The following is a 25,873-nucleotide window of genomic DNA, read 5'->3' on the forward strand; positions in this document are numbered from 1 at the left end:
TTAGACAAATTCTAAATATTTATACTTGCCGTCTCAATAACTCAACCGAAGCGGCTTATGGCGCAGTTTTTTCACCACAACGCCTATGGCTACTGCGCCCGCTGCCCGCGTACGCGCCACCTGCACGTGTGCTTTGGAAATGTGGCTATAGCCACTACTCCGGCGGAATTTGCTGAGTTCAGGAGCTACGTATCGCGCACTTGGCAATACCACTGCCTGCACACCCAGGACCCCGAAGCGCGCTGCATTGCCCTGCGGACGCCGGTTTGCCGGCTGGCGTTGGTGTTTTCGCTGGTTGAACTCACGCAGCTCCAGGAAATTCTCGAAAACACAGCCTTGCTGCTGGAAGTAGAGCAGCTGCTGCAGTAGCGCGTAGGTGGCAACGGGCCTAGCCGGAAACTCAGCAAAAGAGCCGTTCTTGCCCGGTATATTCACCAGTTGGCTATGAAATTACCTTCCCTGCAGCGCCTGACTTCCGAAGCGGCCCGCGTGGCGCAGCGGTTTCCGCTTACCCTGTTGTGCGCCTTTGTACTGTGCGGAATAGGTATCTATACCATTTATCTTGACAACCAGGCAGAGCAGCAACTGAGGTGGCTTTTCCCGGCACTATCGACTGCCGGGCTGGCCTTACCGCTCACGCTGGCGTTGGCTCTCACGGCCGAGCGGTACCAGTGGCCGCTGTGGCTGCGCTGGGGCAGCATGGCCGGGGCGCTGGGACTGCTGGGCTTATGGTACGCCCTGGTGCCCGCCCAACCGGATATTACCTGGGGAATTCGACTGGCATTGCTGCTGCTGGCCCTTCATCTAGGGGTAGCAGCGGGTCCTTACCTCTCGGAGCTGCGCGGACAGGCAGATACTCCCGGTTTCTGGCGCTATAATGAAACCCTTTTTCTGCGCATTCTCACGGCCGGTTTATACTCCGGGGTCCTGTTTGTGGGGTGTGCACTGGCACTGGCCGCCGTTGATAACCTGTTTGACGTGAAGCTGAACGAGCGTCTGTATGCCGATTTGTTCGTGGTGCTGGCTACGGTATTCAATACGTGGTTTTTCCTGGCCGGGGTGCCCCGGGATTTTGCGGCGCTGGAACAGGAAACGGCTTATCCCAAAGGGCTGAAGCTGTTCACGCAGTTTGTGCTGCTGCCGCTGGTGGTGCTGTATCTGGTGATTTTGTACGCCTATCTGGCCCGCATCCTAGTGCTCTGGACGCTGCCCAAAGGCTGGGTTTCTACGCTGGTACTAGCGCTGGCCGTGGCGGGCATTTTCGCGCTGCTGCTGATTCATCCCATCCGGCAAGCCGCCGAAAACACCTGGATTCGCACGTTTGCCCGCTGGTTTTATTTGGCGCTGTTTCCGCTGCTGGGGTTGCTGGCAGTAGCCATTGGCACCCGCGTTGGGGAATATGGCGTGACGGAGGAGCGTTACTTCGTGCTGGTGCTGGCCGCGTGGCTTTTCTGCATGGCCATTTACTTTCTGGTGCGGCGCGGGCAGGGCATCATCTGGATTCCGGCCTCGCTGGCTTTGGTGGCGTTTCTGGCGGCTGTGGGCCCGTGGAGCGCCTTTGCCGTGGCCCGGCGTAGCCAGCTGGGGCAGCTGCGCGAAATCAGCGCCCGCTACAGGCTGTTGGAAAACGGCAAGCTGGATGAAGCCGGCAAACGAGCACCGAATCTGCCTTTTGCGGTCCGCCAGCGCATATCCTCCATCTTCGAGTTCTTCGCCCGGCGCGATGCCACTGAGCAGCTGCAGCCTTTGTTCACCGCTTCACTTCAGCTACCTGATTCCTTGCAGGCGAGCCCGGAGTGGCAGCAGGGAGAATGGAAATCCAACCGGGTATTTGTCGTCAGTCTTCTGGACCGGGTTAGCCTGTATGCCACAGATCAGGCTCATGAACTCTCAGCCAGCTTTGCGGCAGACGAGCCGGACTTGCGGACGCTGGGCAATGGCCGCTACTGGCTGAACAATGTGAGCCTCATGCAGTACCGGAAAGACTCTACCGACAATGTGTTGAGTAAAGCGGCTGTGCCAGAAGGCACTTTCCGGCTGCGCACCGAGGGGCGAGGCCGCAAGTTGGTGCTGGAGCAGTGGCGGGCCGACCAGCGTTGGAAAATCTGCCTTGCTTTGTTTCCCGGCCGATTGGCTGATTCCCTGGCTCGCCAGCATGGCCGCAACCAAGCCGACCATACAAGACTCCCTACTGCCGGGCTCACGCTGCAGGCCACAGCCGGAAATACCAGGCTTCAGCTGTTTCTGCGGGAGCTTACCCGTCGCCAGCAAGAGGATACCGTGCGGTACGATTTCGAAGCCCAGGCCCTACTGGAAATAACCAATCCCTAAAAAGCCAGCAGCCCGACCCACTGGCCGGGCTGCTGGTGAAGCGGCTACTAATGGCTGCAAAATGGTCTTCAAGGGTTACGCAAAGCCAAATCCGCAACCGCACCGCCCACAAAATCCGCGTAGTCCGAAAAATCCGCGCAAAACGAAGTTCGGCGTAGCCAATCCGTGGTTCCTACTCCCACTCAATCGTAGCCGGGGGCTTGGAGCTGATGTCGTACACCACGCGGTTGATGCCGCGCACCTGGTTGATGATTTTGTTGCTGACCTCGGCCAGGAACTCGTAGGGCAGGTGGGCCCAGTCGGCCGTCATGCCGTCCACGCTCGTCACGGCGCGCAGGGCTACTACCCGCTCGTAGGTTCGCTCGTCGCCCATCACGCCCACGCTCTGCACCGGCAGCAGCATCACGCCGGCCTGCCACACTTTCTCGTATAGGCCGTGCTCTTTCAAGCCGTTGATGAAAATGGCATCGGCGCGCTGGAGCAGGTCCACTTTCTCGGGCGTGATGTCGCCGAGGATGCGGATGCCCAGGCCGGGGCCGGGGAAGGGGTGGCGGTGCAGAATGTTGACAGGCAGCTCCAGGGTGTGGCCCACTTCGCGCACCTCATCCTTAAACAAGGCCCGCAGCGGCTCTACAATGCGCAGGTTCATCTTCTCGGGCAGGCCGCCCACGTTGTGGTGACTCTTGATGGTTACGGCCGGGCCCTTCACCGATACCGACTCAATTACGTCGGGGTAGATGGTGCCCTGGGCCAGCCAGCGGGCGCCATCTACTTTCTGAGCTTCGCGGTCGAATACCTCGATAAAGGTGCGGCCAATGGCTTTGCGCTTCAGCTCGGGGTCCGTGAGGCCGGTGAGGGCCGCGTAGAATTCCTGCGAGGCATCTACGCCGCGCACGTTCAGGCCGAGGTCCTTGTAGGAGTGGAGCACGTCCTCGTACTCATCCTTGCGCAGCAGGCCATTGTTCACGAAAATGCCGTGCAGGCGCTTGCCTATGGCCTTATGCAGCAGCAATGCCGCCACGCTGGAATCCACGCCGCCGGAAAGGCCCAGAATCACCTGGTCTTCCTCCCCGATGGTGCGCTGCAGGGTAGCCACCATGGAGTCTACGAAGTGCTCCGGAGTCCAGCTCTGGTCGAGCCCGCAGATGTTCACCACGAAGTTCTGGAGCAGCGTTTTGCCGTCGGTGGAGTGCGTTACCTCGGGGTGAAACTGGATGCCGTAGGTTTCCTGCCCCGCAATTTTAAAGGCGGCCACGGCTACTTCCGGGGTGCTGGCAATGCTGTCGAACCTGGCGGGCAGGCTCTTAATCGTGTCGCCGTGCGACATCCATACCTGGGACTCGGTGGGCACACCGTGCAGCAGCGGAGAGTCGTGATTCACGCGGGCCAGGCGGGCGCGGCCATACTCGCGGATGGTGGCGGGCAGTACTTCGCCGCCCTGCTGGTGGGCCAGCAGCTGCGCCCCGTAGCATACGCCCAGCACGGGCACCTGGCCCAGGTAGCGGCTCAGGTCGGGGTTGGGCGAGTCGGCGTCGCGCACGGAACAGGGGGAGCCCGAAAGCACCACGCCCCGAATATCCTCAGTGAGGTTCGGGGCGTGATTATACGGATGGATTTCGCAGTAAACATTCAGTTCCCGGATGCGCCGGGCAATGAGCTGGGTGTACTGCGACCCAAAATCGAGAATGAGAATCTGTTGAGGCATGGGCAAAGGTAAAGCGCAGATTTCAGACCGGCCGCAGCTTTTCGGGGTTCTCTCGGAAGAATTCTTGCGGGCCGCAACCAGCAGGTTTCGGGCCCGGCGCTGTCACAACTACCCGGCTATTACCCGAAAACTACCGTGGAGCTGCCGCGCTGACTCCCACGTAGGAATATCTAAATAAGAATAGTGCAAGTATTTGTGCGGCCGGTTCACGTCACGTCCACGTCACAATCTGCCTTGAAGCCGGCCGAGGATACCGCTACCTTTGAACTGCTCCCTGTTCACTCTTATTCCCTTGTCCGCATGCGTTACGCTACTCTCGTTTTCGGTTTACTTGGGTTTGCGCTGCCAATCGGGGCCGCCCAGGCACAATCAGCTCCCGCGCCCGCCGCGCTCACCACGTTGGATATGGCCGCGCTGCTCAAACCCACTACGCAGCCCGATGAAATCCGGGACCCGGTACTCAGCAGTGAGGAAGAACTAACGGCCGACTCGATTCTGTCCGCCGCGCCCCTGGCCGAGAAGGTGACGCTGAAGGGCCGCGTGATGAACGAAGAAAACGAGCCGCTCATTGGGGCTACCGTGTACGTGCGGGGCGCCGGGGTGGCCGCCAGCACCGATGCCAAGGGCTTTTACTCTCTGCAGGTGCCAGCCGGCGTCAACAAGCTGCTCTTCAGCTATGGGGGCTACGCCGACAAGGAAATTGACGCCAGCAACTACCTGCCCGTCAACGTAAGCCTTGCTCCGCAAACCACCAGAAAGAAATAACGCCGACTCGCTCAATGCAAGGTGGCTGATACAGATCCGATGCTATGAAAACAGTCCGGAAGGAGCACCTCGGTGCTCCTTTTTTGGCTTCTGACTCAGATAGATGGCGCCTTTCAACGGGTGAAGGGGCAGGAAACCTTGCATCGGGCAGAAAAACCTGCGTATATTTGCAGCGGCGAATCAGTACGACCAGCTCCTGCTGAACTCCCCCAGGACCGGAAGGTAGCAAGGGTAGGTGGTTGAGCGGTGCGATATTGGTTCGCTTTTTTTTGTCCGTGAATGAGCTCGGATTGCGGCTGTTGCTGCGGATTTTTGTAGCTGGACTATGCGTAGGAAAGCGGCCCAAGCGGGCCGCTTTCCTGCTTTTCCGGCCTGTTCAAAAGCTTGTTTATGCTGGATGTAGTCATAAAATACCCGCTATCGGTTACCACAGGAGTTAATCCGTGAGTAGCTTTGGGGTACCGTCTTTTGCGGCACCACACGCTACCAGTTGCTGGCGTAAGGTGCCGCTGCTTCTCTTATCGTCCTAACCCACCTGTTGCGTATGAAATTCTTCGTTGATACCGCCAACCTGCGCGAAATCCAGGAAGCCGTAGAGCTGGGCGTCCTCGATGGCGTCACCACCAATCCGTCCCTGATGGCCAAGGAAGGCATCAAGGGCACCGACGCGGTGATGCGCCACTACCGGCAAATCTGCGAGATGGTGGAAGGCGACGTATCGGCCGAGGTTATTGCTACCGATTTCGACGATATCATCCGGGAAGGAGAGGCCCTGGCCGAGCTGCACCCCAATATTGTGGTGAAGGTGCCCATGATCCTGGACGGGGTGAGAGCCATCCGCTACTTCGCCGACAAAGGCATCAAAACCAACTGCACGCTGATTTTCACGGCCGGGCAGGCCCTGCTGGCGGCCAAGGCCGGCGCAACGTACGTGTCGCCCTTCGTGGGCCGCCTCGACGATATCGGGCACGACGGCCTGCAGCTGGTGCAGCAGATAGTGGATATTTTCAGCAACTACGGCTACCCTACGCAGGTACTGGCGGCCTCGGTGCGCCACGTACCCCACCTGATCCAGTGCGCCGAGCTGGGCGCCGACGTAGTTACCTGCCCGTTGAGCGTCATCACCGGCCTGCTCCACCACCCGCTCACCGACAAAGGCCTCGCCACCTTCCTGGCCGACCACAAAAAAGTCAATTCTTAATGTGCTAATGTGTTGGATGTGCTAAAGTGTTAATTAACAACCGAAAAGCATTAGCAAATTCAACCACATTAACACCTTAGCACATTAACAGAAATGTACATCATCAAGGTAAAAGGCAAGGCCAAGATTCCGGATTATATTCAGCTGCGCGACGAAAACTTCGTGCTCATTGCGTATTTCCGTGCCGACCGCCCATTGAAGGATTTGCACCGCTACGGGCTGGAAGGCAAGGAAACTCCACTGGCCGCCGTCATCGAGCAGCTGGCGTTTGGCAAGCTGCAAAAGCTCGAAGTCTAACTGTAACCTCTGCTATTGGTGCAGGTCATCGGTTCATAAGTGACCCTTGAGCCCCCGGTACCAGGCATTAAGCACTACACGCATGTCCGTAATTGAGCTGCACGACGCGTACATTATGCAGGAGGTGAATACCGTGCTGCAAAAGGTGTCGTTTCGGCTGGAAAAAGGCGAATTTGCCTACCTCGTAGGCCGGACGGGCTCGGGCAAAAGCTCCCTGCTCAAAACCCTCTACGCCGACCTGCCCCTGGGCGGCGGCACTGCCACGGTAGCCGGGGTGCCGCTACAGCGCCTCAGCCGCGGGCAGGTGCCCCAGCTGAGGCGCAAGCTGGGTATTATCTTTCAGGATTTTCAGCTGCTCTTCGACCGTTCCGTGGCCGATAACCTGCTGTTTGTGCTCAATGCTACCGGCTGGACGGGCAAGGCGCGCAAAAAACAGCGCATTTCGGAAGTGCTCATGCGCGTGGGGCTGGCCAACGTAGCTGGCAAAATGCCCCACCAGCTTTCCGGCGGCGAGCAGCAGCGCGTGGTTATTGCCCGCGCCCTGCTCAACGAGCCCCTGCTGCTGCTGGCCGACGAACCCACGGGCAACCTCGACCCCGACGTGGCCGATAGTATTATGCGGCTGTTTGTGGAAATCAACCACGCGGGTACGGCCGTGCTCATGGCTACCCACAACTACCAGCTGCTGCGCCAGTACCCCCAGCGGGTGCTGCAGTGCAAGGACGGCCACTTGCTCGACTCGGCCAAGGCACCGCTGGAGCTGAGCGGCAGCTAACGGCTGTACTTTCTTTATTCCCTACGCTTTTTACCTATGCCGGGCCTGTCGGTTTTGCTGCCTATCTATAACCGGAACGTAACCCGGCTGGTGGCCGCGCTTGTCCGGCAGGCACCCGACTGGCCCGGCCCGGTCGAAATTCTGTGCTACGATGATGGCTCCGGGGAAGCTACGCGCCAAACAAACCGCGTGGTGCAGACGTGGCCCGGAGTGTTGTACCACGAACTGCCCCATAACGTCGGGCGCTCAGCCATTCGAAACCAGTTAGCGGCTGCTGCCCGCCACGCTTGGCTGCTGCTGCTCGACAATGATAGTCTGCTGCCCGACGCGCAATTTCTGACTCGCTACGTGGCTGCGCGTGCCACCGCGCCCGTGCTGGTTGGCGGTACTACCTACGAGCCGGCAGAGCCATCCGACGCGGCACTGCGCCTGCGCTGGCTGTATGGCCTGCAGCGCGAGGCGCGTTCGGCATCCATGCGCCAGCGCAACGCCTACAGTCAGCTAACCATCAATAATATATTGATACGCGCCGACCTGTTTCGCAGCATCGGGCTCGATGAACACCTGACGCGCTACGGGCACGAGGATACCAAGCTGGGCTGGGCCCTGCGGGCCCAGCAGGTGGCGGTGCTTCACCTCAACAACCCGGTGCTGCACGATGGGCTGGAGCCGGCCCCGGAGTTTCTGCGCAAGTCGCGGCAGGCGGTGCTCAACCTCGCGCAGTTGTACCGGTCCGAAGGGCTGGGCACCGATACCAAACTCCTGCGCTCGGCCTTGCGCCTGCGCCGCCTGGGGCTGGACCAGGCCTACTGCCGGGGCTTCGCGCTGGTGCAGCGTCGGGTGCGGCGGCAGGTGCTCTTGGCGCGGCCTGGCAGTTTGCGCCAATTTGATGCGCTCAAGCTGTACTGGCTGCTGCTGGCGCTGGGCCGCCCCGAAACTCACCGGCCCCAAACGCAAACCGCCAGCCCGGTGGAGGCTGGCGGCTGAGGTAACGTTGGCTATTCGTTGCTCATTGTTGGATTTTGGTGGTTTGTTCTCGAATGACCAGAATCAACCAACAAGTTCTTAGTCGTTGTCGGTGTTTTTAACTTCCGACTTCACTTCCTTATAGCCTTCCTTGGTTTTCTCGCCTACTTTTTTGGCGGCGTTACCAATCTTCTGGCCTACGGTTTTACCAGCATCCTTCACGTCAGAAGCCGTATTGCTGGCGGCCTGGCCTACTTTGCTGCGCTCATCGGCCGTTTCGGCTTTGATTTCCTTGGCTTCGCCGCTCACGGCGTCGGCACCCTGGGCCGTGCGGGCCTCAGCTTTATCGTAGGATTTGAAGGCGGCATATTTCAGCTTTTCCTTCTGAATTTCGGCCAGGTCGTTGGCCGGAATGTCACCTTTTACTTTGTCGTAGGCCTCATCCAGGGCGCGCCACTCAGCATTGATGTTGCGCCAGTCGTCGATGTCGTATTGGTTTTCGTTGGCCTTGATGTTGTTCACGAAAGCCTCGTAGGTAGCGCGGGCGTTGGCGGCCGTAATCTGCGCGGCGGGGGAGGAAGGCTTGTAGTATTTGCCCAGCTTGGTGGGCGTGCCGGACGCCGCGGTAGCCCCGGAGCGGCTGCTCCAGGCGGCGGCCCGCTTGTCGTAGGCCGTGGTATAGCGGGTTTTCAACTGGTCGTATTCGGTGCGGCGCGCTTCATCCCATCCCGACATGCCGGCTTCGGCGGCGGCCACGCGGGCATCGTAATCGGTTTTCAGCTGAGCGGTTTCCTGGTTCCACTGCTCTTCCGTTTTGTCGCCCACCATGTCGGCGTTGGTTTCGGCGTTGGTCACGAAGGTGCGGAAATCGGAGTAGGCTTGCTCACTGTCCTGGGCTACCTCGGCGTTTTCGGTGCGCGAGCAGCTGGATTGGGTGGCAGCGCCGGCCAGCAGCAAAGCAGCCAGCGCGGGGAGGGTGATGAATTTCTTGAACATGGCAGTAGGGAGGAGAAAGTTAAACGGGAAATAGCCGGCTCACTTTCGAGCTGGGCTGCTGCCATAACGATGCGACGCCACCCGGGGTTGCGGTGACTCCGCTTGCCTGGCCTCTTCTATCTTTAGGGCCATTACTCATTTACTGCCTCCCATTGGCTACTGTACCTCGTCCCGCCGCCCCCATTCAGCTGCTCGATTTAGCTGCCCAGCATGCCCCCATTCAGGACGAGCTGGAAGCCGCGGTGCGCCAGACTTTGGCCGAAGCCGCCTTCATCCAGGGACCCGCCGTGGGAAAGTTTGCGCAGGAATTGAGTCAGTACCTCGGTGGTGCCCACGTCATACCGTGCGCCAACGGCACCGACGCCCTGCAGCTGGCCCTGATGAGCCTGAACCTGCCCGCCGGCGCCGAAGTCATTGTGCCCGCTTTCACCTACGTGGCCACCCTCGAAGCGGCCGCCGTGCTGGGTTTGCGCCCCGTACCCGCCGATGTACGGCCTGATACCTTCAACCTCGCCCCCGCCGCCGTGCGGGCCGCCCTCACACCCCGCACGGGCGCTATCGTAGCCGTGCACTTGTTCGGGCAGTGCGCCGATCTGCTGGCTTTGCGCGAGCTGGCCGACGCGCACGGCGTGGCCCTGATCGAAGACAACGCCCAGGCCATTGGGGCCACGTTTCAACCAAACCCGCAGGAAACCTGGCTGGCCGGCACCGTGGGCGAGGTGGGCACTACGTCGTTCTTCCCCAGCAAAAACCTCGGGGGTTTCGGCGACGGCGGCGCCCTCTTCACCCGCGACGAGAGTCGCGCCACCTACCTGCGCCAGCTTGCCAGCCACGGCCAGACGCGCAAGTACCACCACCAGCACGTGGGCCTCAACTCCCGCCTCGATACCCTGCAGGCGGCCCTGCTCCGCGTGAAGCTGCCCCACCTGCCCGCCTGGACGGCCGCCCGCCAGCATGTGGCCGCCCGCTACGATGCCCTATTGGGAGGCATACCCGGCATCATCATTTCGGCCCGCGACCCGCGCAGCACCCACGTCTTCCACCAGTACACCATCACCGTGGCCGATGAGCCCGGCCGCCGCGACGCCCTGCAGCAACACCTGCACCAGCACGGCGTGCCCAGCGCCGTGTACTACCCGCTGCCCGTGCATCAGCAGCCAGCTTATCAGTACCTAGGCTACCGCGCCGGGCAGTTTCCGGTGGCCGAGCGTCTTTGCCGCACCGTGCTGTCGTTGCCCATCCATCCCACGCTCACAGAGCAGGAGCAGGTCTACATCGGGGAGGTGCTGCAGGCTTTTGGAGGCGGGATTGCCCGGTAACGTTGTCGCCGGAGCCAAGAAAAGGCCGTAGGGGCGGGGCTTGCCCCCGCCCGCCGTTGCTCAGTGTGGATTTCGTTCAACGTCGGGCGGGGGCAAGCCCCGCCCCTACCACGCGTGACGGTTTGCATCCAAAATGTAGCCAGTCAACCTGTACTATTCTTTGCAAAAAGTCCGACCTGCAAATACCAGAAGTCCGCCGGCCGGATACCAAAAGTCCGACCTCCGGGCGCAGTCGTCGCGGGTCTGGTTCCAATCGTCGCGGGTCCGGATTCAGTCGTCGCGGGTCCGGATTCAGTCGTCGCGGGTGTGGCCTCACTCGTTGCGGCCTTGGATTCAGTCGTCGCGGGTCCGGATTCAGGTGTCCGCGGTGTCGCCCCGGTCGTCGCGGGTCCGGATTCAGTCGTCGCGGGCCTCGCCGCAGTCGTTGCGGGTATAGTCACGGGTTTTGCGCGGAAGAATCCGCTTTTTCGTGGCCTGGTATCAGGATCCGCTGAAAGCGGGGTGTCTTGTTTTTTCGGCAATTGCAGTGCTGTAGAGATGCCTGGTTGCGTCTCGTCGGCCGCGCCGTACCAACCATTATTGTTAGTTACGCTGCTCCGGTCGTTCAACGAGGAGACGCAACTAGGCGTCTCTACACCGTTCTTACAGCCCCTTCGCCAAAGCAAATAATACCGGTCGTAGGGGCGGGACTTTCCCCGACCGTTGTTGTACATCACGCTGCCCCTAATCAGCGTCGGGAGGCGCGCCCGGCGTGAGGTGGACGCGGTTCAGCTCGGCCTTGTAGGCCCGCCAATCGGGCATAAACTGATCCATCAGCCCCCAGAAGCGGGCATTGTGGAGCCGCTCGTGCAAGTGGTTCAGTTCATGCACTACCACGTACTCCAGGCAGGGGAGAGGGCGCTTTATCAGTTCCAGATTCAGCCAGATGCGCCGGGCGCCAATGTTGCAGGTGCCCCAGCGGGTGCGCATCTGCCGGATGCCCCAGGCCGCCGCCTGTCGGCCCACCACCGGCTCCCACTTGGCCAGCAGCTGGGGCACCAGCGCCCGCAGCTGATGCCGGTACCAGGCCGTGAGCAAGGCCGCCCGCTGTTCCGCTGTAGCTTCGGCCGGCAAATACAGGTGCAGCTCCCGGGTTTCGGAGTGTAGCTCTACCCGGGGCCGGGCGGCGGCGTGCAGGGCCAGCGTGTAGGCTTCGCCCTGGTAGAAGTGCGTTTCGCCGGCTTCGTAGCGCAGTTGTGGCACCAGGGGGCGGGCCGCAAACTGCTGCTGGTGTTTCTCAATCCAGCTCCGGCGCGCTTGCACAAACGCCTCCACGGCCGCCAGTGGCGTGTGCAGGGGTGCCGACACGCGCACGCGCCCGGCGGCGTACACCGTCAGCCGTAGGCTGCGCATGCGCTTGCGCACCAGGTCTACTTCAATACCAGCCAGCTGCGTCAGGGCCATACAGAATTGTTTTTCCGCAAAGGTAGGGGCGGGGCTTGTCCCCGCCCGCCGTTCGCGCCGTTAGCCGTCATGCTGAGCGGAGTCGAAGCATCTCTGCCGAGGGTAATCATTTACCAGTGCAACGAAGCGGCAGAGATGCTTCGACTTCGCTCAGCATGACGTTCTTTTAAATCATTACCTATACCCACAACCGCCGGTTTTTTCGCAGCTTGCGCCGTATTTCTTTACCCTGCCAACCTAATCCGTGGCCGATTCTTCACCTGACATTCGATTCGCTATCTGCGGCGTGGGCCACATCGGCCGCCGCCACGCCGCCCTGGTGTCCCGCCAGCCCGGTGCCCGGCTCGTCGCCCTCATTGATATCCGCGCCGAGCTGCAGCCCGCCCTGGCCGCCGAGTTTCCCGGCGTGCCCTTCTTCGCTTCCCTGGATGAGTACCTTCGCTCTGGCCCCGGCGCCGACGTGCTCACCGTAGCCACGCCCAACCACCTGCACGCGCTCCAGGCCATCCAAGGGCTGCAAGCCGGCCTGCACGTGGTGGTGGAAAAGCCGATGGCCCTGCGCACCCAGGATGCCCAGGCCATTGTGGATACGGCCCAGGCTACCGGCCGCCGCGTGTTTGGGGTGATGCAGAACCGCTACTCGCCCCCCGCCGCCTGGCTTAAGCGCATCTACGACGAAGGCCGCCTCGGCCAGATCTACCTTGTGCAGCTCACCTGCTTCTGGAACCGCGACGAGCGGTACTACACGCCCGGCTCCTGGCACGGCACCCGCCAGCAGGACGGCGGTACGCTCTTCACCCAGTTCAGCCAGCTTCGTGGACTTGCTTTACTGGGTGTTCGGCGACATCACCAACATCTCGGCCCGCTTCCGCGACTTCAACCACCAGCACCTCACCGAGTTCGAGGACTCGGGCCTCGTTACCTTCGACCTCGTGCGCGGGGGCAGCGGCACGCTCCAGTACAGCACCGCTGTGTGGGACCAGAACCTCGAAAGCTCCCTCACCGTGGTAGCCGAGCACGGCAGCCTGCGCCTCGGCGGCCAGTACATGGACAAAGTGGAGCACTGCCACCTGCGCAACTATCAGCTGCCCATGCTGCCGCCCACCAATCCCGCCAACCACTACGGCGCCTACCAGGGCTCCGCCGCCAACCACGTCCACGTCATCGAAAACGTGCTGGAGACGTTGCAGAACGGCGGTTTGGCTACCACCAATGCGCTAGAAGGCCTGAAGGTGGTGGAAATGATAGAGCGCGTGTATAGCTTACGGACCTGACGGATTTTAGCCCGCAGAGGGCGCTGAGGCTTGACGCAGAGGACGCAGATGCACGAGAATGATATTTCGTTTTTGATTCGGAAGGCGGCGTTTACCATCCATATGGCGCTGGGACCGGGGCTGCTGGAATCGGTATACGAGACGCTGCTGTGCCACGAGCTGCGCAAAGCTGGCCTACGGGTTCAGACGCAAGTGGCCCTGCCCGTGGTATACGACGGCCTGACGCTGGAGCAAGGCTTCCGCCTCGACCTGCTGGTGGAAGATAAAGTAGTGGTGGAGCTAAAATCGGTGGAAACGCTGCTGGAAGTACACCACATGCAGCTGGTCACCTACCTCAAGCTCTCCGGCTATAAGCTTGGCCTGCTCATCAACTTCAACGTGCCTCTAATCAAAAACGGCATATTCCGCAAAGTAAACGGCCTGGAAGAACCCTCTGCGCCCTCCGCGAAACCCTCCCCGCCCTCTGCGGGCTAAAACCCGTTAGCGCAACCATATGAACGACTTCGAAGCCTGGCAGCAACGGATGCAGCGGAAGCCCACGCTGCTGGGGCGCCTCACCCGCCGGGTGCAAGCGCGCCTCAACGCCCTGCTGCCCGAAAAGCTGCACAAGGCCCTCACCGTAGCCATCCAGAAAATGGTGCAGGGCGTCTTGTTCGGCTCCATGCACACCACCCGCAAGCCCCTCGCCGATACGGCCCTGGCCGAGCGTGAAGCCTTGGTGCGCACCCGCATCCGCTACTACCGCAACACGGCCGCGGCCGAAGGAGCCGCCACCGGTGCCGGCGGCTTCCTTCTCGGCCTCGCCGATTTTCCCCTGCTGCTCGGCCTCAAGCTCAAGCTTCTCTTCGACGTAGCGGCCCTCTACGGCCACGATGTGCGCGACTATTCCGAGCGGCTGTTTCTGCTGCACATCTTTCAGCTGGCCTTCAGCTCCCAGCACACCCGCAACGAAATCTATCAGCGCGTAGCCACCTGGGAAACCTACCGCCACACCCTGCCCACCGACGTCAACGAGTTTGACTGGCTCACCTTCCAGCAGGAGTACCGCGACTACATCGACCTGGCCAAGCTGGCCCAGCTCATTCCCGTCATTGGGGCGGCCGTGGGCGCCGTGGCCAACTACAAGCTGGTCGAGCAGCTCGGCGAAACCGCCATCAACTGCTACCGCCTGCGCTGGTTTGCTTCCGAAGCACCTTAAGGCATGTCATTCCGAGCGAAGCGAGGAATCTGGGTTAATGTTTACAAACGGTTGACTCAGATTCCTCGCTTCGCTCGGAATGGCATGCCTAAAGAAAATAGAAAAGGCCCCGGCGTTTCCGTCGGGGCCTTTTCTATGCGTGAATCAGCGGCTTAGCTTTTGCCTTGCTGGGGGGCCGCCATGCTCTGGCGGTGGGCTTTGCGCTTCTGCATCCGTTCGGCCTGCAGCTGGGTGTATTTAGCGTACTGCTCGGCGCTCAGGATTTGCTTGAGCTGGGCTTCGTAGCGCTGCTTGCCGGCTTTCATAGCGGCATGATGCTGCTTTTTATCGGCGGGGGCAGCAGTGGTGCCGGCCTGGGCTTTGTGGGCCTGCATTTCCTGGATACGGGCTAGGTGCAGCTGACGTACCTGAGTTGTCTGGGCGGCTGTGAGGCTCAGCTTTTCTGCCATTTTCTTGGCGGCTTTGTCGGCGCGCTGTTCGGGCGTGAGGTTGGCTTTCTGCCCTTTGTGGCCGTGGTGCATTTTCGGCTTGCCGGCCGGAGCGGTAGTGGTCTGGGCCGAAGCAGCGCCAGCGGAAAACGAGAAGGCGAGCAGAACTACAAGAAGCTTTTTCATGACGAAGGAAGAAGTGAATTTGTGCAACTGGTGAAGTGAAGTCCGCGTCCGGCTGAAACAGAAAAACCGGCTTCATTGGGGTGGTTTGCAACTCCGGTGCCAGTTTCTTCCAGATCAAGCCAAAACGCCTTCTGAAAAAATTTAAAATTTCGACTTAAACTTTCACAACTGAATCCTGTCGTTTGAATTAGGGTGCTGTTCGTTAGGGAGTTAACCTATTTGGGGTGGTGTATCGGGTAGAAAGCGGGGTTTGCGGGCCCCGGAATACGGGGCTACCTTTGCGGCATCAATTCTTTCTAGCCTGAAGGATTGTTTTTATACAGAGGTGCCGAGAGACAGGCTCGACGACGCGCCGGCAACCACCCGCACCCCGCGGAACGGTGCCAACTCCTGACCATATAAAAACAAGTTGCCGTGGACTTTCTGCCTCGCCTTACTGCTCGCCCTGTTGTTCCTGCTGCCTCCTTGTGCCCGTATGTGGCCGCTGAGGCGTGTTGTAGCAAGCAGTGTTGTTGCTGAGCTGAGTTGCCTGCGGGCCTGAGTTGGCCGTTTTCGGCTCCCTTCCTCTGTTTTTTATTCTGCGCAAACGTCGCCGGTCTACGCTGACCGGCCAGCCTGTCTTTCTGCCGTCAGGAATCAGGTTGCGCTGTTTTCTTCACTTACCCGGGAAGCTGCGGCTTCTCGCCACCCCTGTTTATGCTTAAAAAGTCCCTGGAAATGCTGCGGCTGGAGGCCGCCGAAACCGGTGCGGGCACCCTGAAACGCACCCTGAACGGCTTCAACCTTATTGCCATCGGCATTGGCGTCATCATCGGGGCCGGTTTGTTCTCGCTCACCGGCATTGCCGCGGCCAACAACGCCGGCCCGGCCGTCACGCTTTCCTTCGTGGTGGCGGCCGTGGGCTGCGCCTTTTCGGCCCTGTGCTATGCTGAGTTTGCCGCCATGGTGCCGGTAGCCGGCTCGGCCTACACCTACGCCTACGCCACCATGGGCGAGCTGTTCGCCTGGATTATCGGCTGGGACCTAGTGCTGGAGTACTCGGTGGGCGCCGCTACGGTGGCTATTAGCTGGTCGCAGTACCTGCTCAAGTTTCTGAGCAAATACGGCATCCACCTACCCCCGCAGCTGGTGATGTCGCCGTTTGAAACGGCCGCGCTGGCCGATGGCAGCACCGTGCACGGCTTCGTGAACGTGCCCGCCATGCTCATCGTGCTGGCCATTACGCTTATCATCATCCGCGGCACCTCGGGCTCGGCCTGGTTTAATGCACTGGTAGTTACCTTAAAGGTAGCTGTGGTGCTGGTGTTCATTGCCTTAGGCTGGCAGTACATCGATCCGGCCAACTACCAACCCTACATCCCGCAGAATACCGGGGTGTTCGGGGAGTTTGGCTGGAGCGGCATTCTGCGCGGGGCGGGCGTGGTGTTCTTCGTGTTCATCGGCTTCGATATTGTGGCTACCATGGCCCAGGAAACCAAGAACCCGCAGCGCAATATGCCTATTGGCATCATCGGCTCCCTGCTGATCTGCACTGTGCTGTTCGTGCTCTTCGGCCACGTGATGACGGGTCTGGCCAACTACACCGAGTTCAAGAACAGCGCCGCGCCGGTGGCCATTGCCATCGAAAAAACGCCCTACGCCTGGCTTTCTTCGGCCGTTATTCTGGCCATCATCATCGGCTATACTTCCGTTATTCTGGTGGATTTGCTGGGTCAGAGCCGGGTGTTTTTCTCCATGGCCAAGGATGGCCTGCTGCCTCCGGTTTTCGCCCGCATCCACGAGCGGTTCCGCACGCCCCTGCAGTCGAACCTGCTGTTGGGCCTGTTCATTGCCTTGTTTGCCGGCTTCGTGCCGATTTCAGTGGTCGGCGAGATGACGAGCATTGGTACGCTGCTGGCCTTCGTGATGGTGTGCGCGGGCGTGCTCATCATGCGCAAAAAAGAACCCGACGCGCCGCGCGGATTCCGCACCCCACTGGTGCCGCTGGTGCCCATTCTCGGCATCGTTACCTGCCTGGTGATGATGGTATCCTTGCCCTGGGAAACGTGGCTCCGTCTGGCCGTGTGGCTGGCTATCGGGCTGGCTATCTACTTCGGCTACGGCCGCAAGCACAGCAAGCTGGGCCAGGAGCGGACCGCGCAACGAGCAGCGTAAACATGCGCTGAGGAAGATGGGTTTCCGGCAGCAGACCTGAGCTGTTGCACTAGCCGGGTTGTAGTGAAAGACTATAAGTAGCTTTACTCCTGATCTGTCTTCCCTTATCAGCCTATTTCACGCATGGAACCAAGTGTGCCCGAGACGTCATCGATAATCCACAAGCCATCAGCTTATCCGACAATCAAGGAAAGCTGGGCCTTTCTGGGGTGGTATCTGCTGGTGATGCTGGTGGTAGGCGTGCCGGTGTTCCTGCTGTGCGAAAAAGCTCTGAACTTTTCCCGCCCGGCCACGCTGGTTATCGTCACGATCAGCAGCAACCTGGCCTTGCTGGGGGTGTTGCGTCGGCGGGCTGGCAGCCGCTGGGTACCCGTCCGCCCCCTTGGTAAAGAGCAGGCCTGGCTATATGCGGCGCTACCCATAGTGGTGCTGGCAATGGTAACGGTGCTTTCCCTGCTGGATTTGCTGCATCTGCCCAACTGGGCCGACGCTTCTTTTAAAGAGCTGGCCAAAACGCCCGTGCTGGCTTTCGGGGTACTGTGTGTGGCGGCGCCGGTGTTGGAAGAATTGCTGTTCCGGGGTGTGCTGCTGGCGGGACTGTTGCGCAATTACCCGCAGCGGCCATGGGTGGCCATTGGTCAATCGGCGCTGCTGTTTGGTCTGATCCACGCTAACCCGGCGCAGATGGTAGGAGCCGGGCTGATTGGCCTGCTGCTGGGGTGGCTCTACTACCGCACCCAATCCTTGTGGCTTTGCATGGCCACGCACGCCCTAAACAATCTGCTGGCTTTTCTGGGTCTGGTAGTTGGTGGCCAGGAACTAGAGAAAAAGTCGGCCGTGGAAGCATTTGGCTCCTGGGGAGCATACCTCGGAGCAGTGGCAGTAAGTGCGCTGGTGCTGTACTGGCTGTTGCGGCGGGTGCAGCAGACCACCCAGCCGCCGGCGTACCCGGCTCCTGGTTTTGCTCAGGTGGAACTCCCGCTACCAGAAGCCGTCATAGCGGCGCAGTAAAAAGCAATTTCCCACCCGATATTTTCCGACTTCATGCGGCAGTTTATGTTTTTGCTGGCTATCTGTAGCCTGCTGGGCGCCTGCACCCGCACCTACCACAATGTGGTGCCCGGCGTGGGCACCGTGGCTACCCGCGAAGCGTATCCGCAGGCGGAGCCCGTGCGTACCAAAAAGTCTGTGCAGCTGCCCCCGGCTCTGCGGACCAGCCTCGAAGACTACCGCCGCCGCAACGGCTACTGGCCCCAGACTACGCGCACCCTGGAAATAGAATCGGAAGCCGGCCGCCGGGCCCTGTGGCAGATGCAGCGGCAAGGCTATTCCCTCACCGAAATCCTGGTGCCGCACCCCGATACGCTTATCCTGGAATTTGCCTTCAACACCGAAACCCGTTGGCGCACAGACCGCGACAACCCTGGTATTCCGCTGGGCCGGGAGCTGCGCGGGCGGTTTGTGTTTGTGGCCGCCGCTGATGGACAGGTGCAGGTATGGAAAACGTTCGACAACACCTGGCGACCCGGCCGGCGCGAGTTGCTGGGCCAGCGGCCCTAAGCCAGCAGTAGTCAAAAGAAAAGCCCTGTAGCTCATACTACGGGGCTTTTTTACTATTCCGCACCTACCGGAGCTACATAAACAGCTTGCGCAACGACCACATACTCCACACTATCACCATCAAACCCACGCCCACGAACATCCAGCGTGTGGGAATGCGGCCGGCCAGGCGGGCAGCGAAGGGCGCAGCAGCAACCCCACCCACAATCAGCCCCAGGATAATCTGCCAGTGCGAAATGCCAATGGTAGCGAAAAACGTGAGGGCGCTGGCAAACGTGACGAAGAACTCCGTGACGCTCACCGAGCCGATAACGTACTGCGGCGTGCGGCCCCCGGCAATGAGGGTGCTGGTTACCAGCGGGCCCCAGCCGCCTCCGCCAAATGAATCCAGGAAACCCCCGGCTGCGGCCAGGAAGCCCAGCTTCTTGTGCTTTTTGCGCGGGCCTGGCTTGGAAAATGCCTTCGAGATAATGCGGATGCCTAGCAGCAACAGGTATACCGCCAGAAACGGGCGCACGTAGCTGCCGTAGGTTTCCCCGAATTTCGAGAGCAGAAAGGCGCCCAGAATAGCGCCCAGCACGCCCGGAATCAGCAGCACCTTGAACAGCTTCTTGTTCACGTTGCCGAAGCGGTAGTGGTGGTAGCCCGAGGCCCCGCTGGCAAACATTTCGGCGGTGTGAATGCTGGAGCTGACGGCCGCCGGCGAAATGTTCAGCGTCATCAAACTGATGGCTGTGACCACGCCGTAGCCCATGCCCAGCAGCCCGTCAATCAGCTGAGCCCCGAAGCCGATGGCTACGAAGATGTAGAACGTCTGCGACGAGCTGGCCACGTCCCATACCTGCTGCCAGGTGAAGTAGTAGGAGAGAATGTTGAACACCAGCATGGCCGCAAATGCCAGCAGCGAGGCCGTGGCAATCTTGCGCCACCGCGTTGCCGCCGGCGACTCATAGGCTGGCCCGCCCGTCAGTTCGGCCGTCACGGCGTTCAGGGACTTTACCTTGTGAGCAAAGTCGCCGCCCACTTTCTCCCGAATCACGGCCATGCGCTGGAGCACGTCGTGGAGCTCGTCGGGCAGGGCGTGGGTGAGCATTTCGCGCAGGCGCTTGGCAATGGTCGGCGACTTGCCGTTGGTGCTGATGGCAATTTTCAGGTCGCCTTTCTGCACGATGGAGCCCAGGTAAAAGTCGCAGGCGGCGGGCGTGTCGGCCACGTTGCAGAGCAGGCGCTGGCGCGTGGCGTCGGCCTTGATACTCAGGTTAAGCTCCTTGTCGTTGGTGGCCACAATCACCAGGTCGTGGCCCACAAGGTCGGTGGGGTGGTAGGGCTGCTCGCGAAGTTGTACGGCGGGGTGCCGCTCGGCCAGCAGCCGCAGCTCCGGCGAAAACCAGGTAGCCACCACCGTTATGGCCGCGCCGGGGCTGTTGGCCAGCATAGCCGACAGCTTTTCGAAGCCCACGGCCCCACCACCTACCAGCAGCACGTGCAGCTGCTCCAGCTTCAGAAACACCGGAAACAGCCGGTTGATATCCGGCTGGGGCGGCGGCTCTGGCTGGGGCAGAACGTTGTTTGAAGAAAGAGGCATGTGGTTGAGGTCGAGGTCAGAGAAGAAAGGCAACCCTAAGGTTGAAGGTGTCATGCTGAGCGGAGCCGAAGCATCTCTACCGCTTCGTTGGATTACCACTGCAACGAAGCGGTAGAGATGCTTCGACTCCGCTCAGCATGACGCTCAATGAATACTATCGGTTACTCGTGAAAGGTAAGACCGCTCAGGGTGGGTTGCACATAGCCCTGGCGGACCACAAAATCCCCAAACTGCTCCTGGGGCTGGCGGTTTTGGGCGTAGTCGGCGAGCAGGGGCGTGAGCTCCCGCACAATGCCGTCTTCGTCCAACATTTCCCGGTACAGCTTGTTCATCCGCTCCCCGTTGAAAGCGGCGCCGAGGTACAGATTGTAGCGCCCCACGGCGCGGCCCACCAACCCGATTTCGCCCAGGTAGGGGCGGGCGCAGCCGTTGGGGCAGCCCGTCATCCGCAGCAGAATATCGTCCTGAGCCAAGCCCTGCGCGCGAATGACTTTCTCTAATCTAGCCAAAAGCTGGGGAAGATAACGCTCCGCCTCGGCAAAAGCCAACGAGCAAGTGTTCAAGGCTACGCAGGCTAAGGCACCACGCCGCAGGCCGGTATGTACCTCATTGGCTTCCGCCAGCACGCCGTACTCTGCCAGAATTGCCTGCACCGCCAGTTCGTGTTCGGGCGCCACGTTGGCCAGAATCAGGTTCTGATTGCCGGTCAGGCGGAAGTCGCCGGTGTGGAAGCGGGCAATTTCGCGCAGGGCGGCTTTCAGCTGGCTGGCTTGGGTGTCCAGCACGCGGCCACCTTCCACGAATAGGGTGAGGTGGCGGGCACCATCGGGGCCGGTGCTCCAGCCGAAAGCGTCGCCGGAGGAGCGGAACGTGTAGGCGCGGGCAGGCTCCAGGTCAAAACCCAGGCGGCGGTTTAGCTCGTCCCGGAACACGTCGAGGCCCACGCGGTCCAGAGTGTACTTGAGGCGGGAAAACTTGCGGTTTTCGCGGTTGCCCCAGTCGCGCTGAATCGTCACAACCTGCTCGCAGGCATCCACCACCTTGTCGGCGGGTACGAAGCCGATGATGTCGGCCAGGCGCGGGTAGGTGTCGGGCATGCCGAACGTCATGCCCATGCCGCCGCCTACGGCCACGTTGAAGCCCAGAAGCTTGCCGTTCTTTTCAATGGCAATCAGCCCCAGGTCGTTGGCGAAGATATCGGTGTCGTTGTAGGGCGGCACGGCCAGCGCAATCTTGAACTTGCGGGGCAGGTAGGTTTTGCCGTAAATCGGCTCGAAGTCCCCTTCGCCGTCGTTCAGCACGCTGCTGTACTTCGATTGCCCGTCGAGCCACAGTTCCCAATAGGCCGAGGTGCGCGGCGTGAGGTGGGTGCTGATGGCCTTCGTGACTTCGTACACCTGCTCATGCACCCGCGAGAGGTGCGGGTTGGGGTTGAACATCACGTTGCGGTTCACGTCGCCGCAGCCCGCAATGCTGTCCAGTAGCACGTCGTTGAAGCCCTGAATGGTGGCTTTCAGGTCGCGCTTGAGCACACCGTGCAGCTGAAAAGCCTGGCGGGTAGTGAGCTTGATGGTCTGGTTGCCGTAGGCGTCGGCCAGCTCATCCATGCGCAGCCATTGGTCGGAAGTAGCCACCCCGCCCGGCACCCGCACTCGAATCATGAAGGAGTAAAGCGGTTCCAGTTTCTGGCGTTTCCGCTCCGAGTCCAAGTCGCGGTCCGTTTGCTGGTAGGAGCCGTGAAACTTGATGAGGTGAGTATCGTCGGGGTACAGGGCGCCGGTAATCGGGTTCTGCATGCTCCCGGCCAGGGTGCCGCGCAAAAAATTGCTGGCATCCTTCACGTGTTCAACTTCGGAGAGCTTGAGGGTATCGGCCATTACGGTTGAGTTGGAGAAGAAATGGGGGCCGGCGGGGGCGTAGGCCGCAGGTCGAAGTTGTGGAAGTAAAACAGCCGGATGGTGTGCTGATTGCGGTAGGTGCTGCCCGCCGGCAGCTGCTGAAACAGGTGCATGTAGCCGCCCTGCAGCTGCCCATGCTTGTTTACCTGGTAGGATAACCCGGCAAAGAAGCGGTTCTGATCGAAGTAGTTGTAGCGGATTTCCTTGCCGAAGTTCATCATCACTTCGTTATTCAGCAGGAACTGCACCCCACCCGGCTCAAAGCCCCGTTTGGTGAGCGGCAGAAACAACGCCGCGTTGTAGCGGGTGCGGTAGTTGAAATCGAAGTCGTCGGTGCGCTCATTGTTCTGAATGGTGCGCCGGAACCGCTCTTCCAGCCGCACCCACTGCATCAGGCGGGCCTTGGGAAACTTGGTAAACCACTGCACCTGCTGCCAGGGCCGGTGCTCGGACTGGCCCACGGTGCGGGTTCCATCGGGGTAGTGATGCACATAGGCGTAGCCGCCGGTCAGGCGCACGTCGTCGGTGAGGTAATAGGTAAGGCCAACGCGGGCCAGGGCCTGAAACTTCTCCTGCACGAAGTGGTCGTGCAGGCGCAGGTGCAGGTCGGTCCAGGAGCCCCAGCGCTGCGAAAACCGCGTTTGGTTGAACACTCCCAGCCAGGTCTGCTGCTCCCGCACGTACTGCTTCTGCGCCCGTAGCGGGGCGGCCGCGAGCAACAGAAGCAGCAGAACAAAAAAGGCGCGTGGCATCGAGCGGAGCAGCTAGCGGATGATGTTGTTGTCGAAGGTGAGAGCCACGTAGTAGAGGCCGCCGATGGTTGGGCCGGCCGCGTACTGGATGTAGCGGTTGTTGAGCAGGTTGGTGCCGCCCAGCTTGATGGTCGACTTCAGGGCCGGAATGCGCACGTTCACCTGGGCATCCACGGTGGAGTAGGCCGGGATCTGGCCGTTGGCCAGCTGGCTTTCCCAATAAAAGGAATCCTGGAAGCGCCACACCACATTAAAGCCCACGTTGCGTACAACTTCGCGGTTGCCGAAGCTCAGGTTCGTCGTCCACTTCGGCGTGTTAAAGCCCGTGATGAACACGTCCTTTTCCTCGTTGGCGGCAATGTTGTTGTAGTTCACGTTGCCGGCCACGGTGAACTTCTGGTAGAAGTTGTAGGTGATGCCCAGGGCCGAGCCGTAGCTGCGGTAGGTATTGCGGGCATTGGTGTACACGCGGTAGCGGTCCTGCTTGGCGCGGGAAAGCATGTCCAGCACGGCCGCATCCGTCAGCACCGGCCCCGTTTTCGGCACGGCCACTTCCACCTGCCCCAGGAAGCCCGAGTACTCGTTGTAGTAGGCGTCGATGTCCAGGGCCAGGCTGTTGTCGAGCAGCACGCTCTTGTAGCCTACCTCGAAGGCGTTGATGTGCTCGGGCTCTTCCGTAGGCAGGTTAGCCACCTGCAGCACGTCCCTGTTTTTGAGGGCGGCGTCGTTGCGGGGAGTGCCAGCGGCCACATCCTTGTTCACGGCGGCCGTGAAGTTGTCGAGCGAAGTCAGCGTGTAGGAGTTTTCGAGGAAGCCCAGGCCTTCGTTCACGCGGGCTAGGCCGCCCACGCGGCGCACGTTGCCGTTTTTCACAAACGACAGGGCCTCAAACAAGGCCGGGAAGCGCCAGCCGTTCTGGAAGGAAGCGCGCAGGTTGTGGCGCTGGGCAATGGTGTACACGGCCGCCACCCGCGGGTTCAGCTTGGGGTTGAACTCGGGGTTGTAGTCCACGCGCAGGGAGGCGTTCAGCTTGAGGCGGTCCTGGAACAGCAGCTTGGTAGCCTGGGCGAAGGCGCCGTATTTTTTGTAGTACAGGTTGTTGCCGCCGGGCGTGTTGCGGTCGGCCAGGGGCTTGGAGAAGTCCACGAAGTTGTTGCCGTCGGGAATCACCTCGTAAATGCGGGCATCGGCGCCCATTACCACATCGGCAAACTTGATGCGCTGGCCCAGGTTCCACTGCGCTTCGTTGTGGTAAGTGCGGCTGCGCTGCCAGAGGGCGGCCCCGCCGGTAGCCGGCGCGCCGGGCACGTTCACGCCGCTGTCCCAGTTGTTGATGCCCGTGATGGTGTTTTTCAGCTGCTCGAAGGCGGCGGTGCCGGGCTGGGCCCGACCGGCATCGGCGGCAGCGCGGGCGGCCTGCATGGCGGCGGCCAGGTCCACGCCGGCATTCACCTGCTCCTGGAGCTTGGCCTGAAACTTATCGGCCCAGCTGGTTTTGGGGCCGGAGCCGGTGGTGAGGGCCGTGGCGCCGTTCTGCAAATCCAGGTTCAAAGCCAGCGGGTTCAGGTTGTAGGAGTCCCCGGTGTTTTCTACCAGCACGTAGCTGCGCACGTAGTAGTCGGCCCCGCGCAGCTCCAGCTTGTGGTTCTGCACCGTCACGTCCTTGAGCTGAATCTTGTTGCCGCGTTGGAAAATGCCGTCCATCAGGCCGTAGCGGTAGCCGTAGCTCAGCTCCAGCTTGTCGGTGAACTTGTAGAACAGTCCCCCGTCAAACTTGAGGTTGCGCACGGTGGGCGAAATCAGGTCCTTCTCATAGTAGCCCGTGCGGCGCACGTTGAAGGTTTCCGTCTTGCCCTGGTAGGTGATGGGAATGGCCACGTTGCCGCTACGGTCGTCGCCGTAACGGTTCCAGAGGTCAGCGGCGGGGTTGTTGGCGCCGCTCAGCTCGGGGAAGCGGGGGTTGGCCGAGTTCAGGCTCTGCGGATTCTGGTCAATCTGGGTGTCGGCCAGCCAGTCGGTGCCGCGCAGGTAGGAGCCATTCAGCTTGAAGGCAAAGCGGCTGCCGATAGTCTGAGCGTAGCGCACGGCCGTTTCGGTGAGGGCGCTGGGGTCCCGGTCCTTGCCATCCACGTGGTTGACGCCCACTTTCTGGTACACGCTCAGGCCCTGGTAGGTGAAAGGGCTTTTGGTGGTGAGGTTGGCCATGCCGTTGATGGCGTTCATGCCATAGAGGGCCGAGGCCGCACCGGGCGTGATTTCGACGGAGGCAATGTCCAGCTCCGTGGGCCCAATGGCGTTGCCTAGGGGCACACCCAGGGTAGCCGCCTGCATGTCCACCCCATCCACCAGCTGCATAAAGCGGAAGTTGTTGGGGATGTTGAAGCCGCGGGTGTTGGGCACTTTGAAGGTGAGCGAGCTGGTGGTCATCTGCACGCCCTTCACGTTTTCCAGGGCGTCGTAGAAGCTGGGCGCGGGCGTTTCCTTGATGGCGCGGATGTCGAGCTTCTCAATGGCTACCGGTGACTTCAGCCGGCTTTCCTCCACCCGGGAGGCCGACACTACTACTTCGTTCACCAGCACGGGCTTCGATTCCAGCTGGATAGCAATGGGCTGGCTGCCGCTGGCAATTTCCAGCTCCCGGGGCTCGTAGCCAATGATGTTGAAGACGATGGTAAACGGAAACCGCAGGCGGGCCTGGAGCACGAACTTGCCGCTGGCGTCGCTCTGGGCGCTCATCAGTCCGCCCTTCACATTCACGCTCACGCCGGGCAACGGCTGCTGGGTGTCTTTTTCGCGGACGGTGCCGCTGATGGAAATTAATTGGTCCTGGGCCTGCGCGGCCATCAAACTAGCAAAAAGTAAGATCAGGAGAATCCAGAAAGAAGCGTAGTACTTCTTCATTACAGAAAAGGCGTTTGGAGGAGAAAGAGAAGGGAGTAGGCTGGGCTGGTGGGAGCCAGCAGGAAAGGAGGGAAGCCGGGGCTTCCAAGGGTGCCTTGGGCGTAGCGGCAAGCGGCTCGGGTCAGGCACACGGCGGCTT

At 60.9% G+C, this 25,873-nt stretch carries 22 protein-coding genes, 1 other RNA gene, 1 pseudogene and 1 riboswitch; of the genes and pseudogenes, 16 read left to right on the forward strand and 8 right to left on the reverse strand.

The features are described 5' to 3' along the window. Positions 1-57 precede the first annotated feature (57 nt). Both LRS06_RS18010 and LRS06_RS18015 read left to right on the forward strand, forming a co-directional pair. Positions 58-369 (forward strand): DUF6686 family protein, encoded by a 312-nt coding sequence (locus tag LRS06_RS18010; protein ID WP_257872770.1) that lies wholly within the window; start codon positions 58-60, stop codon positions 367-369. 75 nt (positions 370-444) lie between these two features. Then, entirely contained in the window at positions 445-2,331 is a 1,887-nt protein-coding gene (locus LRS06_RS18015; RefSeq protein ID WP_257872771.1) for a DUF4153 domain-containing protein, read from the forward strand. Positions 2,332-2,503: 172 nt separating this feature from the next. Here the strand turns inward: LRS06_RS18015 and guaA are convergent, their stop codons facing one another. Next, positions 2,504-4,036: a glutamine-hydrolyzing GMP synthase gene (guaA, locus tag LRS06_RS18020; protein WP_257872772.1), complete on the reverse strand. Its 1,533-nt coding sequence runs from the start codon at positions 4,034-4,036 to the stop codon at positions 2,504-2,506. 300 nt (positions 4,037-4,336) lie between these two features. Here guaA and LRS06_RS18025 point away from each other — a divergent pair, with 300 nt between their 5' ends. The 6 genes from LRS06_RS18025 to LRS06_RS18050 all read left to right on the forward strand — a co-directional run bounded on the left by LRS06_RS18025 (position 4,337) and on the right by LRS06_RS18050 (position 8,061). Beyond that, positions 4,337-4,801 (forward strand): carboxypeptidase-like regulatory domain-containing protein, encoded by a 465-nt coding sequence (locus tag LRS06_RS18025; RefSeq protein ID WP_257872773.1) that lies wholly within the window; start codon positions 4,337-4,339, stop codon positions 4,799-4,801. Between the two features lie 172 nt (positions 4,802-4,973). After that, positions 4,974-5,070: signal recognition particle sRNA small type (ffs, locus tag LRS06_RS18030), an RNA gene on the forward strand. Positions 5,071-5,345: 275 nt separating this feature from the next. Beyond that, entirely contained in the window at positions 5,346-6,002 is a 657-nt protein-coding gene (fsa, locus tag LRS06_RS18035; protein WP_257872774.1) for a fructose-6-phosphate aldolase, read from the forward strand. A gap of 93 nt (positions 6,003-6,095) precedes the next feature. Then, a complete protein-coding gene (locus LRS06_RS18040) occupies positions 6,096-6,299 on the forward strand; it encodes a fructose-6-phosphate aldolase (protein ID WP_196955859.1) in 204 nt (67 codons plus the stop codon). A gap of 82 nt (positions 6,300-6,381) precedes the next feature. Then, complete coding sequence (locus LRS06_RS18045) at positions 6,382-7,074, forward strand: cell division ATP-binding protein FtsE (RefSeq protein WP_257872775.1); 693 nt, start codon at positions 6,382-6,384, stop codon at positions 7,072-7,074. 36 nt (positions 7,075-7,110) lie between these two features. Further along, the gene (locus LRS06_RS18050; protein ID WP_257872776.1) at positions 7,111-8,061 is read left to right on the forward strand and encodes a glycosyltransferase; all 951 of its coding nucleotides are present in this window, start codon (positions 7,111-7,113) and stop codon (positions 8,059-8,061) included. 78 nt (positions 8,062-8,139) lie between these two features. Here the strand turns inward: LRS06_RS18050 and LRS06_RS18055 are convergent, their stop codons facing one another. Next, the gene (locus LRS06_RS18055; protein WP_257872777.1) at positions 8,140-9,036 is read right to left on the reverse strand and encodes a hypothetical protein; all 897 of its coding nucleotides are present in this window, start codon (positions 9,034-9,036) and stop codon (positions 8,140-8,142) included. Positions 9,037-9,188: 152 nt separating this feature from the next. Between LRS06_RS18055 and LRS06_RS18060 the strand changes: the two genes are divergently transcribed. After that, the gene (locus tag LRS06_RS18060) at positions 9,189-10,355 is read left to right on the forward strand and encodes a DegT/DnrJ/EryC1/StrS aminotransferase family protein (protein ID WP_257872778.1); all 1,167 of its coding nucleotides are present in this window, start codon (positions 9,189-9,191) and stop codon (positions 10,353-10,355) included. 723 nt (positions 10,356-11,078) lie between these two features. On the opposite strand, the gene LRS06_RS18065 is transcribed toward LRS06_RS18060, so the two are convergent. Further along, a complete protein-coding gene (locus LRS06_RS18065; RefSeq protein ID WP_257872779.1) occupies positions 11,079-11,798 on the reverse strand; it encodes a M48 family metallopeptidase in 720 nt (239 codons plus the stop codon). Between the two features lie 319 nt (positions 11,799-12,117). On the opposite strand from LRS06_RS18065, the pseudogene LRS06_RS25610 reads away from it, so the two are divergent. The 4 genes and pseudogenes from LRS06_RS25610 to LRS06_RS18085 all read left to right on the forward strand — a co-directional run. Further along, positions 12,118-12,357, forward strand: a pseudogene (locus LRS06_RS25610) (Gfo/Idh/MocA family protein); the annotation flags it as partial. Between the two features lie 256 nt (positions 12,358-12,613). Further along, positions 12,614-13,072, forward strand: coding sequence for a hypothetical protein (locus tag LRS06_RS18075; RefSeq protein WP_257872781.1), 459 nt, complete (start codon positions 12,614-12,616; stop codon positions 13,070-13,072). Positions 13,073-13,120: 48 nt separating this feature from the next. Continuing rightward, entirely contained in the window at positions 13,121-13,546 is a 426-nt protein-coding gene (locus tag LRS06_RS18080) for a GxxExxY protein (protein WP_257872782.1), read from the forward strand. Between the two features lie 19 nt (positions 13,547-13,565). Then, positions 13,566-14,270 (forward strand): EcsC family protein, encoded by a 705-nt coding sequence (locus LRS06_RS18085; RefSeq protein ID WP_257872783.1) that lies wholly within the window; start codon positions 13,566-13,568, stop codon positions 14,268-14,270. A gap of 152 nt (positions 14,271-14,422) precedes the next feature. Here LRS06_RS18085 and LRS06_RS18090 read toward each other — a convergent pair whose 3' ends face one another. Continuing rightward, positions 14,423-14,884: a DUF4890 domain-containing protein gene (locus LRS06_RS18090; protein WP_257872784.1), complete on the reverse strand. Its 462-nt coding sequence runs from the start codon at positions 14,882-14,884 to the stop codon at positions 14,423-14,425. A gap of 312 nt (positions 14,885-15,196) precedes the next feature. Further along, positions 15,197-15,289, forward strand: a riboswitch (SAM riboswitch). Positions 15,290-15,580: 291 nt separating this feature from the next. Here LRS06_RS18090 and LRS06_RS18095 point away from each other — a divergent pair. From LRS06_RS18095 to LRS06_RS18105, 3 genes are all read left to right on the forward strand, one after another. Next, a complete protein-coding gene (locus tag LRS06_RS18095; protein WP_257872785.1) occupies positions 15,581-17,038 on the forward strand; it encodes an amino acid permease in 1,458 nt (485 codons plus the stop codon). Positions 17,039-17,161: 123 nt separating this feature from the next. Continuing rightward, positions 17,162-18,049, forward strand: a complete 888-nt coding sequence (locus LRS06_RS18100) for a CPBP family intramembrane glutamic endopeptidase (RefSeq protein ID WP_257872786.1) — start codon at positions 17,162-17,164, stop codon at positions 18,047-18,049. 33 nt (positions 18,050-18,082) lie between these two features. Further along, a complete protein-coding gene (locus tag LRS06_RS18105) occupies positions 18,083-18,598 on the forward strand; it encodes a hypothetical protein (protein WP_257872787.1) in 516 nt (171 codons plus the stop codon). A gap of 73 nt (positions 18,599-18,671) precedes the next feature. Here the strand turns inward: LRS06_RS18105 and LRS06_RS25460 are convergent, their stop codons facing one another. The 4 genes from LRS06_RS25460 to LRS06_RS18130 form a co-directional block, all read right to left on the reverse strand. After that, positions 18,672-20,216 (reverse strand): TSUP family transporter, encoded by a 1,545-nt coding sequence (locus LRS06_RS25460; RefSeq protein ID WP_308239916.1) that lies wholly within the window; start codon positions 20,214-20,216, stop codon positions 18,672-18,674. A gap of 128 nt (positions 20,217-20,344) precedes the next feature. Continuing rightward, complete coding sequence (cysI, locus tag LRS06_RS18120) at positions 20,345-22,060, reverse strand: assimilatory sulfite reductase (NADPH) hemoprotein subunit (RefSeq protein WP_257872788.1); 1,716 nt, start codon at positions 22,058-22,060, stop codon at positions 20,345-20,347. Beyond that, a complete protein-coding gene (locus LRS06_RS18125) occupies positions 22,060-22,833 on the reverse strand; it encodes a DUF2490 domain-containing protein (RefSeq protein WP_257872789.1) in 774 nt (257 codons plus the stop codon). Before LRS06_RS18125 ends, cysI begins: the two co-directional genes overlap by 1 nt. A 12-nt stretch (positions 22,834-22,845) precedes the next feature. Further along, positions 22,846-25,734: a TonB-dependent receptor gene (locus LRS06_RS18130; protein ID WP_257872790.1), complete on the reverse strand. Its 2,889-nt coding sequence runs from the start codon at positions 25,732-25,734 to the stop codon at positions 22,846-22,848. Positions 25,735-25,873 lie beyond the last annotated feature (139 nt).

Origin of the sequence: Hymenobacter sp. J193, assembly GCF_024700075.1 — a bacterium.
Lineage (GTDB): Bacteria > Bacteroidota > Bacteroidia > Cytophagales > Hymenobacteraceae > Hymenobacter.

Excerpts from the sequence above, each read along its gene's own strand:
- LRS06_RS18010 (WP_257872770.1), top strand. The coding sequence starts at position 58 with ATGGCGCAGTTTTTTCACCACAACGCCTATGGCTACTGCGCCCGCTGC.
- LRS06_RS18015 (WP_257872771.1), top strand. The coding sequence starts at position 445 with ATGAAATTACCTTCCCTGCAGCGCCTGACTTCCGAAGCGGCCCGCGTG.
- guaA (WP_257872772.1), bottom strand. The coding sequence starts at position 4,036 with ATGCCTCAACAGATTCTCATTCTCGATTTTGGGTCGCAGTACACCCAG.
- LRS06_RS18025 (WP_257872773.1), top strand. The coding sequence starts at position 4,337 with ATGCGTTACGCTACTCTCGTTTTCGGTTTACTTGGGTTTGCGCTGCCA.
- fsa (WP_257872774.1), top strand. The coding sequence starts at position 5,346 with ATGAAATTCTTCGTTGATACCGCCAACCTGCGCGAAATCCAGGAAGCC.
- LRS06_RS18040 (WP_196955859.1), top strand. The coding sequence starts at position 6,096 with ATGTACATCATCAAGGTAAAAGGCAAGGCCAAGATTCCGGATTATATT.
- LRS06_RS18045 (WP_257872775.1), top strand. The coding sequence starts at position 6,382 with ATGTCCGTAATTGAGCTGCACGACGCGTACATTATGCAGGAGGTGAAT.
- LRS06_RS18050 (WP_257872776.1), top strand. The coding sequence starts at position 7,111 with ATGCCGGGCCTGTCGGTTTTGCTGCCTATCTATAACCGGAACGTAACC.
- LRS06_RS18055 (WP_257872777.1), bottom strand. The coding sequence starts at position 9,036 with ATGTTCAAGAAATTCATCACCCTCCCCGCGCTGGCTGCTTTGCTGCTG.
- LRS06_RS18065 (WP_257872779.1), bottom strand. The coding sequence starts at position 11,798 with ATGGCCCTGACGCAGCTGGCTGGTATTGAAGTAGACCTGGTGCGCAAG.
- LRS06_RS18080 (WP_257872782.1), top strand. The coding sequence starts at position 13,121 with ATGCACGAGAATGATATTTCGTTTTTGATTCGGAAGGCGGCGTTTACC.
- LRS06_RS18085 (WP_257872783.1), top strand. The coding sequence starts at position 13,566 with ATGAACGACTTCGAAGCCTGGCAGCAACGGATGCAGCGGAAGCCCACG.
- LRS06_RS18090 (WP_257872784.1), bottom strand. The coding sequence starts at position 14,884 with ATGAAAAAGCTTCTTGTAGTTCTGCTCGCCTTCTCGTTTTCCGCTGGC.
- LRS06_RS18095 (WP_257872785.1), top strand. The coding sequence starts at position 15,581 with ATGCTTAAAAAGTCCCTGGAAATGCTGCGGCTGGAGGCCGCCGAAACC.
- LRS06_RS18100 (WP_257872786.1), top strand. The coding sequence starts at position 17,162 with ATGGAACCAAGTGTGCCCGAGACGTCATCGATAATCCACAAGCCATCA.
- LRS06_RS18105 (WP_257872787.1), top strand. The coding sequence starts at position 18,083 with ATGCGGCAGTTTATGTTTTTGCTGGCTATCTGTAGCCTGCTGGGCGCC.
- cysI (WP_257872788.1), bottom strand. The coding sequence starts at position 22,060 with ATGGCCGATACCCTCAAGCTCTCCGAAGTTGAACACGTGAAGGATGCC.
- LRS06_RS18125 (WP_257872789.1), bottom strand. The coding sequence starts at position 22,833 with ATGCCACGCGCCTTTTTTGTTCTGCTGCTTCTGTTGCTCGCGGCCGCC.
- LRS06_RS18130 (WP_257872790.1), bottom strand. The coding sequence starts at position 25,734 with ATGAAGAAGTACTACGCTTCTTTCTGGATTCTCCTGATCTTACTTTTT.